This window comes from Vreelandella subterranea (assembly GCF_900111305.1).
In the GTDB taxonomy this organism is placed as follows: domain Bacteria; phylum Pseudomonadota; class Gammaproteobacteria; order Pseudomonadales; family Halomonadaceae; genus Vreelandella; species Vreelandella subterranea.
Map to the genome: position 1 here is coordinate 228,970 of NZ_FOGS01000002.1, position 14,890 is coordinate 243,859.

The window sequence follows — 14,890 nt, forward strand, 5'->3', positions numbered from 1 at the left end:
CTTAAAACTCCCACTCGATACCGTTTAGGGTCTGTTCACTCAAGGTGACCACAGGTACCCGGAACACCCAGTCGCAGTGTTCATCGTCGGTGATGACCAGTTCTTGAACGTCCTGCTCGGTTATCTCAATGCCCGCTTCCCGGGCCATACCCAGCCATAGCGCCAGGGTTTCCAGGTCGTGGCTGGGCGGCAGGCGCTCGGCCAGCTCCGCCAGGGTGAGGGGGCGCCCTTCCGCTGCCAGCAGCGCCAGCGTCTCCTGCACCAGGGCCTCGCGATCCAGACCATCCAGGGAGTCCCAGAATTCGGCCTCAATACCGCTCAAGTCATTCTCCTGCTGGGCAAGATCCAGCGCTTCATCCTGCTCGTTTTCCAGCGTTTTGAAACGCAGCCGCTCGACCACCGACAAGTTACCCAAGGCAAAGCCCAAGGGCGGCAACGACGCTACGTCTGACCGGCGCACCTTTTGACGCTGCCAGTCGAGATCCTGGGCGGTGTTGAGAATGTCATTGAGCAATTGGCCGACACGGTGGTGCTCGGCGGCCAGCCCGGTCTTGATAAACCCTTTGACATCCCTTTCGCTGCGCGCCCGGGCTTGTAATACGGACTGGCTTTCCAGTATCAGCCGCATACGCAGCAGTTTGAGATCCTGGCGCTGTAAACGGTTAAGGGCTTTTTCCGCGGCGGGATGAACGAGAATGGTGCGTAGCTGCTGGCGCATCATATCCAGCGCCGCGGTCTGGCGCAGCTGTTGGAGGAAACTATCGAACACGCGCCCTTCCGGCGTATCCAGCAGCGCTTCCTGACCATCCAGCAAACGGTCGACAATATCGCCACGGTGGTAGTGCTCGGACATAATCGACTGGCGCAACGCGCGATCAGCCTCCCGCCAGGAGTCTTCCACCCGGCGAAAATCGGCCCGCAGCCCGGTGGCGAGATTAAACACCTCGCGGATACGTTCAATGGCCTCCGCCTCGGAAAGCACCGGCACATGCCCAGCTTCCGCGTCGGCCAGCTCGCTCTCCAGCTGTTGGATCTTGCGCCGAATCGACGCTTTACGGCTCTCTGGATTGGGGTTGAGGCCCACTTCCAGGTTTTCGATTTCACGCTGCACCACCGACAGCCGCGAGGCGGTAGAGGTCATAATGCGATTATCCAGCGAGTCGATAAACTGAATCGCCGCTGACAAAGCGTCGGTGGCATACAAGCGCTGACCACGTTCGGTCACCAGTCCCCGCCGAATCCACTGGCGCAACTCACGCCCGGCCTGCAGGCGCGTATTGTCGGGGTCGATGGCGTACTCATCCTGCTCGGCATAACGCCCCAGCATCTGCGATAGCGCCTCCAACGCATCCGCCTCGGCAATACCGTCTTCGCTGAATTCAAACAGCGAGGTCAGGCAACCCAGTACCAAGGGGGCACGGGGGGATGCCAGCAACAGCCAGGCGGGGTGTTGCTTGCGGGCAGCGATATAGTGGCGCGTGCGTTGCTGGGGGTTGCTATCCATCGTCATACCTAGCCGGACTGACCGTCAGCACATCGTTCAAGCCAGTGTTTCCGCCGTCACATTCGCTGCCGGTTCCTGATTAGAGTAATGGCGATTGATGGCGCTCAATACACCTTTCATCGAGGCGCTTGTAATGCTTTCGTCATTGCCGACACCGAACACCGCCTTGCCGTCGATGCGGACTTCCACATAGGCAATGGCCTCTGCATCGGCACCCTGGCCGCGGGAGTGCTCATGGTAGTCGATGATTTCCACATCGTGCCCGGCAGCAGCCAGCGCTTTTACAAAGGCCGCGAGCGGTCCGTTACCCTCGCCGTTGAGCGTTTGACGCTCGCCATCCTGCTCGACCACGGCGTCCAGCGTTACCTTGGGGCTATCAGGCTCCGACGATAAACGGTGGTTGACCAGCGCAAAGGGCGAGCGTTGCTCCAGATATTCATCGGCAAAGGCCTGGTAAATCATCTGAGAGGTAATCTCTTTACCGGTGCGGTCGGCCACTTCCTGCACCACCTGGCTGAACTCGATGGAAAGCCGACGCGGCAGCTCGATACCGTGTTCCTGCTCCAGCAGGTACGACACCCCGCCTTTACCGGACTGACTGTTGACCCGAATCACCGCCTCGTAACTACGACCTACATCCAGCGGGTCGATAGGCAGATAGGGCACGTCCCAGAAAGCATCGGGGTTGGCGCGACGGTCCAGCATGCCTTTCTTGATCGCATCCTGGTGGGAACCGGAGAAAGCGGTAAACACCAGATCGCCCACGTAAGGATGGCGCGGGTGCACCGGCAGCTGGTTGCAGTACTCCACTTCGCGCATCACCGGGGTGATATTGGAGAAATCGAGCTGCGGATGAACCCCCTGGGTGTACATGTTCATGGCAAGGGTGACGATATCGACATTGCCGGTGCGCTCGCCATTGCCAAACAGCGTGCCTTCCACGCGATCAGCCCCCGCCATCAGCGTCAACTCGGCAGCCGCCACACCGGTACCCCGATCATTATGCGGGTGAACGCTGACAATCAAGTGGTCGCGATTTTTGACGTTGCGACAGAACCACTCGATCTGGTCGGCATAGTTATTCGGCGTGGCGACTTCTACCGTGGCCGGCAGGTTGACGATCATCCGGTTATCGGCGCTAGGCCCGAAGGTTTCCATGACCGCCTCGACGATCTCGACGGCAAAATCCATCTCTGTGGTCGTGAAAAGCTCAGGCGAGTACTGGAAGGTCCAGTTGGTTTCAGGCGCTGCCTTCATTTGGTCGCGAATTTGCGCCGTGGCCTCGGTGGCAATAGTCACGCATTCGGCTTTATCCACGTTGAACACCACGCGCCGGAACATCGGGTCGGTGGCGTTGTAAACGTGCACGATCGCGTTCTTGGCACCTTTCAAGGCTTCGAAGGTGCGCTCAATCAAGTGCGGACGCGCCTGGGTCAGCACTTGAATGGTCACATCTTCCGGGATCTTGTCTTGTTCGATCAGCGTGCGGACAAAGTCAAAATCGGTTTGCGAAGCAGAGGGAAAGCCGACTTCAATCTGTTTGAAGCCGACCTTCAGCAGCATGTCGAACAAACGCTGCTTGCGCTCATGATCCATCGGGTCAATCAATGACTGATTGCCATCCCGCAGGTCAACACTGCACCAGATCGGCGGCGTTTCAATCCGCTGGCTGGGCCATTGGCGGTCAGGCAGGTCCACCGCAACAAACTGGCGGTATTTTTTGGCGGGATCAGACAACATCATGACGGCTCTCCTGGGCAAATAGGGTGAAAATAGTCGATTGGATGGACGGCGGCGGGCGTGCCAACGAAAAACGCCCCATCGCCAATAAAGGCCATGGGGCGCAGATCATGAGAATTTGTCGGGCGCACAGTTATAACAGGGCGGCACCCTACAAATTGAATTGATTCAATAATTCCAGTGTTTGTAACCATGTCTACCTCGCCACTAATAAAACCAACGACAATGCCAACAGCACTGCCCGACCCTGAGTATTCAGAGACGGGCGCTTAGTAGTCGTAGGTCTAGCGCAAAGGTGTTCATGGATGTATTCATGCCCCCTAGAAAATCAGTCTTGACGGTGTTTGTCAACATGCGTGCGCGCATTGTCAGCCGACTGCCCTGATAGGGTCGCCTCCATACGGTCTAGCTGGCTGCGTATTTCGCTGACTTCGTAGCGTAGCTTCTGGGTTTCATCGACGTCTCCTTCGTTATTGAGTAGGTCGAGTGCAGCACTCTCTTTCTGCATGACGTCCAGCACAATACCAATCATCATATTGAGGAAAATAAACGCTGTCAGGAAAATAAACGTCAGGTAGTAAATCCAGCTCCAGGCGTAGACTTCCTGGGTGACGTAGAGAATGTCCGTCCAGTCTTCGAACGTTGCGATGCGGAACAGCGTCAGCATCGAGATGGAAATATTGCCCCACAAGAAACTGTCGATATCGGCAAACAAGAAGCTGCCAATCGCGGCGTATATGTAAAAGATGATAAACATCAACAGCACCACGTAACCCATACGCGGGATAGACTTCACCAGCGCCGACAACAGCATTTGCAGCTCAGGAATCATCGAGACCAGGCGCAACACGCGGAAGATACGCAACAGCCTTGCCAGCAGTACCATCTCGGAATCGTCCATGGGAATCAGGCTGGCGGTGACGATAACAAAGTCAAATACGTTCCAACCTCTCTTGAAAAAGCGCACCAGACTGCCTTCAGCCGCTATTCTGATGAGGATCTCTATCAGGAAGAAAACCGTGATGGCCAGATCAAGATAGAGAAGCCATTGTTCGAAACGCGAGGTCTCTTCTTCGTAGGTTTTTGCGCCGATCACCAGCGCCGAGACGACGATAATTGCGATCACAAAGGCTTCAAAGAACTTGTTCGAACGCAGGGTTTCGAAACGCTGCTGCCATGTGTCGAAAGGTTGATTCATAAGGTCAATAGGCTCGCATGGATGAACGGCGACACTTTATACTAAAAGTTCACAACGACACTACAAGTGATATCCTCCTGTTTCATTTGCGGCACCCCATGTCGGAGCCGACATCGTTGCCATGATGACAAGCGATTTTTAGTTCTTAAGTTGGATAGCTCCCATGACACTGTTTCGGATAACCATACGACTGTTATCAGGCACCTTGCTGACGGCCCTCAACGTCTTTCGCAGTCAGATGATTGGCTCATTGAAAACCACTCCGCCACCCACTTCGGTACATTTACGCACCTTCCTGGTTAATAGGCAGATGCGTCCATGGCACCTTGGGGAGATGCGACGTCCATTAAGGCTATCTGCATTATCCTTTGCATTGATAATGCTTGCGGGTTGTTCAGAACCCAGGATTGATACCAGTTCAATGCCCGCCGCTGTTGTATCCGTCGAAAAAGTGCGCGACTCACTGCCCCCTTACAAACGCGACGAATTTGACCAAGCGCTAACCATCATGGCGATGTCATCGTTCGACGGTATCGATATACTTAATCCAAGACCGATGAACGCCGCGGAAATCGCCGAATCGGCCAACGCTTACATGCATGGGCTGACGGGTGACGAAGCGATAGAGAAAGCCAATGAGCTGTTACGCAACCGCCGGGCACGGGAGCGAAGTCAGGCGCTGGGGATTCTCTACCGGCTTGAAGAAAAGCAGGCTAATGCAGAGCATGACCGCAAGCAACGGGCTCAGGTGACCCTCGACAGCGCCGATTTTTACATGAGCACAAGCCCCTACGGAGCGCTGGAGCCGATTATTGAACTGGACGTCACCAACGGCTCTGACCAGCGTATCTCGGAATTGTCACTCAGGGGCATTGTCAGCAGTCCCGGCCTCGAGACGCCCTGGGTCGATGAAACGTTTTACTATGTGATTCCCGGCGGTTTAGCCCCTGGCGAAAGCGCTCAATGGCGCCTGGCGCCCAACCGTTTTGGCCCCTGGGGTAATCGCGAGATTCCCGATGATGCCCAGTTCGATGTCACCATCGAGGGCTTGCACGACGCCGAAGGCAAGCCACTTTGGGACGCGACACCGCTAAGCGAGCGACAGCGAGAGAGGCTCGCCGAGCTGCGTGAAGAGTATGGCGACATGGCCGCTTCTTCCAGCAAGCTGTCAGGGCCCTAGCAAGGGCCCTAACAGCTATCAGTCGGTCAAATCGGCGTCTGGGTAACCGATGAGGTACAGCACCGCATCAATATCGAGGTGTGAAATGGCTTGGCGCGCCTGTGCCCGCACCATGGGTTTGGCGCGATAGGCAATACCCAAACCTGCGGTTGCGAGCATCTTGAGGTCATTGGCGCCATCGCCCACCGCAATCGTCTGCTCGAGTGTCCAGCCTTCACGCCGGGCAATGGTTTCCAGCAGCTCCGCTTTACGGTCCGCGTCGACAATCGGTTCGCGCACCTCGCCGGTGACCTTGCCGTTCTCGATGACCAGCTCGTTGGCATGAACCTCATCGAAGCCGAGCTTATGCTGCAAGTAGTCAGCGAAGTAGGTGAAACCTCCAGAGAGAATCGCGGTGCGATACCCCAGGCGTTTCAGGTTCGCCATCAGCCGCTCGACGCCTTCCATCAAGGGTAGCTCGGCGGCGATATCCGCCAACACAGACTCGTCCAAACCAGCCAGCTTGCTCATCCGCTCGCGAAAGCTTTGCTGAAAATCCAGCTCACCACGCATCGCCCGCTCGGTAACCTCGGCCACTTCATTGCCCACGCCATGACGATAGGCCAGCTCGTCAATCACTTCGGCCTTGATCAGCGTGGAATCCATATCGAAGCACACCAGCCGAGGCTGCACCTGCTTGCGCAGGTTCTGCTGAACCACAATATCCACGTTCAAGGTTTCGCTCAAAACCAGCGCTGCATGTCGCAGCGCCTCAAGATCCGCATCGGCACCACTCAGGCACAGTTCGAGGCAGTCGATGCGCGCGCCCTGCGCTGTATCCGACAACCGTCGGGCGCTCGTTTCCTGCAAGCCAAATTGCACCCTCAGGGCATCCACCTGGGACTGAATCTCCGCGGTTAGACGCGGAGCCAATACGGTTAAGATCAAATCGCCGCTTGCCATCACTCAATTCCTGCCATTGTTTAGTCCCCTGCCCCTATCCAGTCGACCTTTTGGAAACCGCGTGGCAGCTTGCTGCCCCGCCGACCCCGCTCGCCGCGATAATAGGCCAGGTCATCGGTTTTCAGCGTGAGCTTTCGCTTACCGGCATGCAGTTCCAGGGAATCGCTGTCTTTAATTACCGCGATGCTGCGCACGAATTCCTCACGGCGTGCGGCGCGTGGACCGGGAATATCCAGCATCTTGTTGCCTTTTCCCTTGGCCATTTCAGGCAATTGCTCCAGGGGAAACAGCAATAGTCGGCCTTCGTTGGAGACCGAGGCCACCCAGAGCTTGTCACCCTCGGGCACTTCAACCGGTGCCATCACACTGCAGCCTTTAGGCAGGCTAAGCACCGCCTTGCCTGCCTTGTTTTTACCGGTAAGCGCTTCCAGGCGGGCGATAAAGCCGTACCCGCCGTCGCTCGCCAATACAAAACGCCGCTCGGCAGGTGCCAGCATCAACCCGGCCATCCGCGCACCGGCCGACACATTCGCACGCCCGGTGACCGGCTCCCCCTGCCCCCGTGCACTGGGCAGGTTATGGGCACTGAGCGTATAGGCGCGTCCGGTATCATCCAGCAGCACCAAAGGCTGATTGGTTTTGCCTCGTGCAGCCAACTGGAAACGGTCGCCTGCTTTATAGGACAACCCCTCAGGGTCGATATCATGGCCCTTGGCGGAGCGAATCCAGCCCTTCTCAGACAGCACCACGGTGATCGGATCAGCCCCCAGCAGCTCGACTTCGGACAATGCCTTGGCGTCGGCCCTGGCGACCAGTGGCGAGCGGCGTTCATCGCCATGCTCTTTACCCGCCGCACGAATCTCTTTTTCGATCAGCGTGGTCAGCTTGGCTTCGCTGCCCAGCAGCCCCTGTAGATATTTGCGTTCTTTTTCCAGTTCATCCTGCTCGCCGCGGATTTTCATCTCTTCCAGCTTGGCAAGATGACGCAGGCGCAGCTCGAGGATCGCTTCCGCCTGTCGCTCTGAGAGACCAAAGGCCGCTACCAGGGCAGGCTTCGGTTCATCCTCCTCTCGAATAATGCGAATCACCTCATCGATATTCAGGTAGGCGGTGAGCAGACCTTCCAGAATATGCAGGCGATCTTCCACCTTGCCCAGACGGTGTTCCAGGCGGCGGCGCACCGTAGCACGCCGGAAGCGCAGCCATTCACCCAGCATCTCGGGCAGCGGCATCACCCGCGGGCGGCCATCCAGACCAATCACGTTCATGTTCACCCGCACGTTCTTTTCCAGATCCGTGGTGGCAAACAGGTGGTCCATCAAGGACTCAACGTCAATGCGGTTGGAGCGCGGCTCGATCACCAGACGGGTGGGCTCTTCGTGGGTGGATTCATCGCGCAGGTCGGCCACCATGGGCAGCTTTTTAGCCTGCATCTGGGCGGCGATCTGTTCCAGCACCTTGGCACCGCTGACCTGATACGGCAGCGCGGTGATCACGATATTGGCGCCTTCCCGCTCGTAGCGAGCGCGCAGCTTGACCGAACCACGACCGGATTCATAGAGCTTACGCAGGTCTTCCCGGGGGGTAATAATTTCCGCGTCGGTCGGGAAGTCCGGCGCGGGGATGAAGTCCATCAGGTCGGTCGTCGTGGCCTGCGGATTGCGTAACAGGTGACAGGTGGCGTCCACGACCTCAGACACATTGTGCGGCGGAATATCGGTGGCCATCCCCACGGCAATCCCGGTGCCGCCATTGAGCAGCACATGCGGCAAGCGTGCGGGCAGCACCAGCGGTTCCTGCATGGTGCCGTCAAAGTTGGGCACCCAGTCGACTGTCCCCTGGCCCAGCTCGCTGAGCAGCACTTCGGCAAACCTGGAGAGTTTGGCTTCGGTGTAGCGCATGGCGGCAAACGATTTGGGATCGTCAGGACTCCCCCAGTTGCCCTGACCGTCCACCAGCGGATAGCGATAGCTGAACGGCTGGGCCATCAGTACCATGGCTTCATAGCAGGCACTGTCGCCGTGGGGATGGAATTTACCCAGCACGTCGCCGACGGTGCGCGCCGACTTCTTGTACTTGGCGTTGGCATGCAGCGCCAGCTCGCGCATGGCATAGATAATCCGCCGCTGCACGGGTTTCATGCCATCGCCAATGTTGGGCAGGGCGCGGTCGAGAATCACGTACATCGAGTAGTCGAGATACGCTTTTTCAGTGTAATCGCGCAAGGACAAGCGTTCGACGTCGCCTTCCGCTACCTGAATATCCATAGGGTATTCATCCTTTCCTGACAAGCAAAGCCGCCCCAACGGGAGCGGCTATTCCTGCTACACATTGATACTCAATGCGTTAGTAGTTGCTTACGTCATGTCAATAACGTCACTGAGGCCCCGAAAGTGGTATCGCATCCGGGGAGCGTTGATTATCGCGCTGAAAATCATCAAGTAAACTCTTCAGGCGCTGGGCCTGAACAGAAAGTTCATTGGCCGCTCCTGATGCTTGGCTGACAAGCCCTGCATTCTGCTGGGTGACCGTATCCATTTGCGAAACAGCACGGTTGATTTCATCAATGCCGTGGGTCTGTTCGCCGGACGCTTGACTGATCTCCGCGATACGTTGGGCGATTTCCTCAATCGCCGACACAATTTCCTGCATGGCAGCTTCTGCATCACGTGCATAGCCGCTACCGGTTTCAATTTGTTGAGACGTGGTCTTGATCAAGTCGTTGATGTTGCGAGCCGATGTAGCACTCCGGGAAGCCAGTTCGCGAACTTCACTGGCGACGACGGCAAAACCTCGCCCGTGTTCCCCGGCTCGAGCCGCTTCGACAGATGCATTGAGTGCCAGGATATTCGTTTGAAATGCAATGTTTTCAATGACATCGACAATCGAGGAAACCTCTCCCGAGCTCTCATTGATCGCTTCCATCGACTGAGCCAGGCGTGCAACCTGCTCGCCACCCCGCCTGACCTTTTCCGTTGTTTCCGTGACGCGCTGATCGGCTTCGTTGGCATTATCAGCGTTGCGCTTAACGGTTGTCGCCATTTCTTCCATGGTGGAAGAGGTCTCCTGGAGCGATGCGGCCTGTTGTTCGGTCCGACTGGACAACTCGGCGTTTCCAGAGGCAATGTCCGTCGCTTCACTGGCAATCGCATCGGATACCTGACTGACGTCATCAAACAGGTGGCGTAGTTTTTCAGCATAACGATTCACCGCACTGCGTAACTCGCCAATTTCATCATTGCGATAAATCTTCAGTTCTCGACTTGAGCCGCCTTGGCCGAGCTGATCAATCTGCTCGGTGGTACTGTGGATTTGACGCAACAGTATACGTCCACCCCACCAGCCTAACACCAGCAACAGCGCCAACAGGGGGAGAATTACCACCATCAGATCGCGCGTCAACGTCCGCGCCAGCCCCGTCACTTCTTCCTGGGGCGTCATGAGCCCCAGTGTCCAGCCCGTATCCTGCATATCGAACAAACGAACCGAGGCAGGCTTATCCAGCACGCCAGCTGTTTCCACCTGGACATTCTGACGGCCTGATTCGACAGCCTCAACCACAGGCGAAAGCCAGGGCATCTCGCTGGTCAGATCGGCTAACCCCTGCATATTATCCGTCGCCAGATCAGCGCCAGGAAAATGGATGACCTTGCCTGCTCTATCAAGCACGAAGGCATAGCCGCCGGTTGTATCACCATTCTCGGTCAGAAATTCGGCGATTCCTTCCAATTGCATATCAATGGTCGCGACCCCGGCAAACTCGTCGTCAAGGTAGTAAGGGACGCTACAGGTCACCATCGCCACTCCGGTGGTGGCGTCGCGATACGCCGTTGACCAGATACACTGACCCGGGTCGGCATCGCGGGCATTCTGATACCAGGCCTCGTCGTGATAAGGCGCAATATCGTCAGCGTTATAATCATCCAGAAACTCGATCTCGCCGTCAGCATTTCTCGCCCAGAAGAAGCTGAACCGCTCGACCCCCTCCTCAAAGGCATCCGGCTCGGGCCAGATACCGCCCCCTGCTATGGCGGCGTTGCCACTGTCATCGACAAGCCGTGGGAAGGCTTGACGAAACAATGATTCCTCGCGGGGTAATGACTCTGCGAGCGATGCCAGACTCGCCGTATTGCCTTCCACGCGTGCCAGCTGTGCATTCATTGCGTTGACAATGGACTCACCTGCTCGATCGACAAGCGACTGGCTTGCCTCTATGACCTGCGGTTGACCACGCCAAGCCATAACGGCGTAAATGCTTGCGGCCATGAGTAGCATGAGAGCAAACGCTGCCAGCGTTAACTGCCTCGAAATGGTATTGAGCACGGACATTTTCCCCTTTAGCGATGTAAGTGATACTGACTGGCGCACTTTTTTGGGTACGCTCTTTATTCACTATCGGCTAATTTATGCCCAACCTTAGCCATTCAACACCAATGCAGCATTGACACTGTCGCTACACTTCGACGTCAGCAAGGTTGCCGTAATCTTCCAGCCATTTCTTGCGATCGCCGGCGCGCTTCTTGGCCAGCAGCATGTCCATCATTTCCAGCGTGCCGTCGCCTTCATTGAGGGTAAGCTGAACCAGACGGCGGGTTTCCACCGCCATGGTGGTTTCGCGCAGTTGCAGCGGGCTCATTTCGCCCAGGCCTTTAAAACGCTGAACGTTCGGGGTACCACGCTTTTGCGCCAGCTGCTTGAGGATCGCGGCTTTTTCGCTCTCATCCAGGGCGTAGTGAACCTCTTTGCCCAGGTCGATACGATAAAGCGGCGGCATGGCCACGTAGACATGCCCGGCGTCCACCAGGCTTGGAAAGTGCTTGACGAACAGCGCACACAGCAGCGTGGCGATATGCAGGCCGTCGGAGTCGGCGTCGGCGAGAATGCAGATCTTGTGGTAGCGCAATTTTTCCAGATCAGCGCTGCCCGGGTCGGCGCCAATCGCCACCGCGATATCGTGAACTTCCTGAGAGCCGAAGATATCGTGGGTATCGACTTCCCAGGTGTTAAGGATTTTGCCACGCAGCGGCATGATCGCCTGGGTCTCGCGGTGACGCGCCTGCTTGGCGCTGCCTCCGGCGGAGTCACCCTCGACCAGGAACAGCTCGCTTTGAGCGGGGTCCTGCCCCGAGCAGTCCGCCAGCTTGCCGGGCAGGGCCGGGCCCGAGGTCACCTTCTTGCGAGCCACCTTCTTGGCTTTTTTCTGGCGGCGCTGGGCGGCGCTGATCACCAGCTCGGCGAGGGCTTCGCCCTGGTCGACATGGTGGTTGAGCCATAGCGAAAAGGCGTCCTTGAGCACCCCCGACACAAAGCCCGCGATTGTTCGCGACGAAAGCCGTTCTTTGGTTTGCCCGGCAAACTGGGGATCCAGCATCTTCACCGATAATACGAAGGAGGCACGTTCCCACAAGTCATCGGCGGTAAGCTTGATGCCACGGGGCAGTAGACTACGGTACTCACAGAACTCGCGCAGCGCTTCCAGCAACCCGGAGCGAAACCCGTTGACGTGAGTCCCGCCCTGGGGAGTTGGGATCAGGTTGACGTAGCTTTCCAGCAACGCATCGCCGCCTTCGGGCAGCCATTGGATAGCCCAGTCCACACCGTTTTCATCGTCGTTGAAGTGACCGATAAAGGGTTCGGCTGGCACCACTTCATAACCATCGGTGGCTTCTGCCAGGTAGTCGCGCAGCCCGTCGGCGTAGGCCCACTCGGTTTTGGTGCCGTCAGGCTCGACGAGGGTGACCGAAAGCCCGGGGCAAAGCACCGCCTTGGCGCGCAACAGGTGTTTCAGTTTGGCGAGCGCGAGTTTGGGGCTATCGAAGTAGCTTTCATCCGGCCAGAAACGCACCAGGGTACCGCTGGCGCGCTTGGCCGCTTTGCCGATTTCGCGCAGCTCTTCGACCTTCTCGCCGAACTCGAACGCCATGGCATGACGCGCACCGTTGCGGGTCACTTCGACATCCAGGCGACGCGAAAGTGCGTTGACGACCGACACGCCCACACCGTGCAGACCACCGGAAAAGCGGTAGCTGTCCGACGAGAACTTGCCGCCCGAGTGCAGTTTGGTAAAGATCAGTTCGACGCCCGACACGCCGTGCTCTGGGTGCAGGTCGATGGGCATCCCGCGGCCGTTATCCTGCACCTCGATCGCGCCGTCGCTATGCAGCACGACGCTGATAGCCGAGGCGTGGCCCGCCAGCGCTTCATCGACGCTGTTATCGATGACTTCCTGGGCAAGGTGGTTGGGCCGCGAGGTGTCGGTATACATACCGGGACGCTTTCGTACCGGCTCGAGCCCCGAGAGGACTTCGATGGAACTCGCGCCGTACTGGGAGGCATCAAACTGGGTCATGTAACGTCGATTCCTGAAGGGTCATGCACGTATGAATGCTTTCAAAGGGATACAGGATAGCCGAAAAGCAAAATGCTGTATATCCAGCCATGTTTATCGATAGCGAAGCACGAAAGGGCTTCCCCGCGGATAGGTCGTAGAGGGGGCGCTGTAAACCCATCCCTGGGCGCTACATTTGCCATCCATGGCAAATAACCCCCTCTACGACCTATCCCCGGCGCCCTTTCTATGTGCCGACATATGCTAACGACACAATTGCCCACTCACTCCTGTTCAGCCGCCCAAAAGGCTTCAATCAAGCCTCGGCTGGAGGCATCCAGTCGCGCCAGGTCACCTTGATGGTCGATAATTTTCTGGGTATCGGTGGCAATCTGTTTGCCTAGCTCGACGCCCCACTGGTCAAACGGATTGATATCCCAGATGACCGCCTGGACAAACACCTTATGCTCATAGAGCGCAATCAGCGAACCCAGCGTTGCCGGGGTCAGCTTGTCCAGCAGCACCGTGGTAGACGGCTGATTGCCCCGGTAGCGTTTATGCGCCGGGCGCGGGCCATCGTCATCAATGGCATCGTCGCCGAGCATCAGCACCCGCGATTGGGCAAAGCAATTGGCCAACGCCAGCCGGTGCTGGGATTTCAGGTGGCGGCGGGTATCCGGATCCTCCACCTCATCATAACGCTTGAGCGGCGCGATAAAGTCGCAAACGACCGGCTGGGTACCCTGATGGAGCAGTTGATAGAACGCATGCTGGGCATTGGGTCCCAACTGCCCCCAAAGCACCGGGCAGGTGGAATAATTGACCGCCTGCCCCTGACCGGTCACCGACTTGCCGTTGGACTCCATTTCCAGCTGCTCAAGGTAGGCAGCAAAATACTCCAGGCGCCCGTCATAAGGCAAAATCGAGTGGGCACGAATATCCAGAAAATTGACATTCCAGATACCCGCCAGCCCAAGCAGCACCGGCAAATTTTCGGCCAAAGGCGCCTCCTGGAAGTGACGGTCCATGGCATGGGCACCGGCTAACAGCTCGCGGAAGTTCTCCATGCCCACCACCAGCGCAATCGGCAGACCAATGGTGCCCCAGAGCGAATAGCGTCCGCCGACCCATTCCCAGAACATGAGTTGGTGATCGGGCGTGATGCCCCATTCGCTCATTTTATCGGGGCTTGCCGATACCCCGATAAAGTGCTGACGAATGATCAGCTCTTCACTGACCGGGTTGGCGCTGGGTAGCTCACCGTGCTTCGACAGCCGACCTATCAGCCAATCGCGAGCGGTATTGGCGTTGGACAATGTATCGATGGTGGTGAACGACTTCGACGACAGCACAAACAGCGTGGTTTCGGGATTAAAGCGCGTCAGGTAATCGGCAAGCTGCGAGCCATCCATGGTCGAGGCAAAATGCACCTCCACTGGGTGAATATCGTCAGGACGGTAGTCAGCCAGCGCGTGAGTGACCATCTGTGGCCCAAGGTCCGACCCGCCGACCCCCAAATTCACCACATGGCGGATCGGCTTGCCGGTGGCACCGCGCCACTGGCCCGCATGCAGACGCGCTACCAAGCGCTCCATTTGCGTCAGGCTTTCATGTACCGCCGCCGCTATGTCGTCCCCTTCCACGTCCAGGCTCGCCCCCGGTGGCAGTCGCAGGGCCGTGTGCAAGGCCGGACGGTTTTCGCTGACGTTGACCCGCTTGCCACTGAGCAGCGCCTCGATCGCCCCTGGCACCCCGGCTTCATCCGCAAGCGCCAGCAGATGCTCAAGGGTGTCGTCGTCCCAGCGCTGCTTGGAGAGATCCAGGGTCAAGCCTGCCACCTGGCGGGTAAAGTGTGTCCAGCGCCCTGGGTCGTTGCCAAACAGGTTTTTCAGGTGGACATGCTTCAGCGCCTGGGCGTGCTGCTTTAGCGTTTGCCATGCGGGTAGCGAATCGGGGGGTGTGCGTGATGATGCAGCCATTTGCCCTCTCCTGTGGCAT

Annotated in this window: 9 protein-coding genes; 1 reads left to right on the top strand and 8 read right to left on the bottom strand. The window is 57.7% G+C overall.

What is annotated here, in order from left to right; translation table 11 throughout:
* Position 1: 1 nt before the first annotated feature.
* From BMX75_RS03920 to BMX75_RS03930, 3 genes are all read right to left on the bottom strand, one after another.
* Complete coding sequence (locus BMX75_RS03920; RefSeq protein ID WP_092825457.1) at positions 2-1,504, bottom strand: DUF3375 domain-containing protein; 1,503 nt, start codon at positions 1,502-1,504, stop codon at positions 2-4.
* 36 nt (positions 1,505-1,540) lie between these two features.
* A complete protein-coding gene (gene leuA, locus BMX75_RS03925) occupies positions 1,541-3,247 on the bottom strand; it encodes a 2-isopropylmalate synthase (protein ID WP_092825459.1) in 1,707 nt (568 codons plus the stop codon).
* Positions 3,248-3,572: 325 nt separating this feature from the next.
* The gene (locus BMX75_RS03930) at positions 3,573-4,442 is read right to left on the bottom strand and encodes an ion transporter (RefSeq protein WP_092825461.1); all 870 of its coding nucleotides are present in this window, start codon (positions 4,440-4,442) and stop codon (positions 3,573-3,575) included.
* Between the two features lie 379 nt (positions 4,443-4,821).
* Here BMX75_RS03930 and BMX75_RS03935 point away from each other — a divergent pair, with 379 nt between their 5' ends.
* The gene (locus BMX75_RS03935; RefSeq protein WP_340148039.1) at positions 4,822-5,622 is read left to right on the top strand and encodes a DUF6694 family lipoprotein; all 801 of its coding nucleotides are present in this window, start codon (positions 4,822-4,824) and stop codon (positions 5,620-5,622) included.
* Between the two features lie 18 nt (positions 5,623-5,640).
* Here the strand turns inward: BMX75_RS03935 and serB are convergent, their stop codons facing one another.
* The 5 genes from serB to pgi form a co-directional block, all read right to left on the bottom strand.
* The gene (serB, locus tag BMX75_RS03940; RefSeq protein WP_092825465.1) at positions 5,641-6,564 is read right to left on the bottom strand and encodes a phosphoserine phosphatase SerB; all 924 of its coding nucleotides are present in this window, start codon (positions 6,562-6,564) and stop codon (positions 5,641-5,643) included.
* Between the two features lie 20 nt (positions 6,565-6,584).
* Complete coding sequence (gene parC / locus BMX75_RS03945) at positions 6,585-8,831, bottom strand: DNA topoisomerase IV subunit A (protein ID WP_066317691.1); 2,247 nt, start codon at positions 8,829-8,831, stop codon at positions 6,585-6,587.
* Positions 8,832-8,940: 109 nt separating this feature from the next.
* Entirely contained in the window at positions 8,941-10,893 is a 1,953-nt protein-coding gene (locus tag BMX75_RS03950; RefSeq protein WP_245748337.1) for a methyl-accepting chemotaxis protein, read from the bottom strand.
* 124 nt (positions 10,894-11,017) lie between these two features.
* Complete coding sequence (gene parE / locus BMX75_RS03955; protein ID WP_092825467.1) at positions 11,018-12,913, bottom strand: DNA topoisomerase IV subunit B; 1,896 nt, start codon at positions 12,911-12,913, stop codon at positions 11,018-11,020.
* A gap of 263 nt (positions 12,914-13,176) precedes the next feature.
* Positions 13,177-14,871 (bottom strand): glucose-6-phosphate isomerase, encoded by a 1,695-nt coding sequence (pgi, locus tag BMX75_RS03960; RefSeq protein ID WP_092825469.1) that lies wholly within the window; start codon positions 14,869-14,871, stop codon positions 13,177-13,179.
* Between the last annotated feature and the right edge of the window lie 19 nt (positions 14,872-14,890).

Excerpts from the sequence above, each read along its gene's own strand:
- pgi (WP_092825469.1), bottom strand. The coding sequence starts at position 14,871 with ATGGCTGCATCATCACGCACACCCCCCGATTCGCTACCCGCATGGCAA.
- serB (WP_092825465.1), bottom strand. The coding sequence starts at position 6,564 with ATGGCAAGCGGCGATTTGATCTTAACCGTATTGGCTCCGCGTCTAACC.
- BMX75_RS03920 (WP_092825457.1), bottom strand. The coding sequence starts at position 1,504 with ATGGATAGCAACCCCCAGCAACGCACGCGCCACTATATCGCTGCCCGC.
- leuA (WP_092825459.1), bottom strand. The coding sequence starts at position 3,247 with ATGATGTTGTCTGATCCCGCCAAAAAATACCGCCAGTTTGTTGCGGTG.
- parE (WP_092825467.1), bottom strand. The coding sequence starts at position 12,913 with ATGACCCAGTTTGATGCCTCCCAGTACGGCGCGAGTTCCATCGAAGTC.
- BMX75_RS03935 (WP_340148039.1), top strand. The coding sequence starts at position 4,822 with ATGCTTGCGGGTTGTTCAGAACCCAGGATTGATACCAGTTCAATGCCC.
- parC (WP_066317691.1), bottom strand. The coding sequence starts at position 8,831 with ATGGATATTCAGGTAGCGGAAGGCGACGTCGAACGCTTGTCCTTGCGC.
- BMX75_RS03950 (WP_245748337.1), bottom strand. The coding sequence starts at position 10,893 with ATGTCCGTGCTCAATACCATTTCGAGGCAGTTAACGCTGGCAGCGTTT.
- BMX75_RS03930 (WP_092825461.1), bottom strand. The coding sequence starts at position 4,442 with ATGAATCAACCTTTCGACACATGGCAGCAGCGTTTCGAAACCCTGCGT.